Source organism: Synechococcus sp. H70.1, from assembly GCF_047502705.1.
In the GTDB taxonomy this organism is placed as follows: domain Bacteria; phylum Cyanobacteriota; class Cyanobacteriia; order Thermostichales; family Thermostichaceae; genus Thermostichus.
In genome coordinates this window covers 1-600 of the sequence record NZ_JANSIV010000138.1, presented here as the reverse complement: position 1 = coordinate 600, position 600 = coordinate 1, and the positions used below count along the sequence as shown (strand labels likewise).

The 600-nt window shown below is 52.7% G+C and carries 1 protein-coding gene; it reads left to right on the top strand.

The genetic code is table 11. The annotated features are described in order from the left end of the window. A partial coding sequence (locus tag NW827_RS09870; protein WP_414503632.1) for a hypothetical protein occupies nucleotides 1–600 on the top strand: 600 nt, incomplete at both ends.

Below are 600 nucleotides of genomic sequence, written 5' to 3'. Positions count from 1 at the left end.
ACCTCACACCCATCACCTTCCGCCCTGGGCCAGACTTTGCTCCTATCACGCCGCCGCCCATTCAGCCCGACCTGCCGGATCCGCCGCAATTTGGGCCAGGGGGCGGCTTCAATGTCGATCAGCCTGTCTCGATCTCTTACAGAGTGGAATTGACCAACCTGATTGTCCGAGGGGTGATTGCGAGTGTAGACATTCAGGTCTTGAATATCACTTGCGGAACGGATGTTACTGGCGTAATCCGGCCCGAGGCCCTGAGCCAGTTTAGGAACCTGCTGATTGGAAGAGGCAACACGTTCACCGACGCTAACGGATTTAACTTTAGCTATACATTTCCAACAGACCCTAGGTTTTTCGAGGACTTGAGGATTTTTTCAAAGGCGATTAGAAGGATCGAAGGCGAAGAAATACTGACAGGGGACGACATTGTTTTTGTTCTAACTATCCGAGATAGCTTTGGTCAAGTTTTACGGGTTGACGACTCGATTTTCAATCCAGGGGAAACTCGAAGCGAAGTTCGTGGCTTTGCAATTCCAGCCTGTAGCAATCTCCCTCAGCCAACGCCTACCCCGACGCCGACACCCCTGCCGCCTGTACCTACGC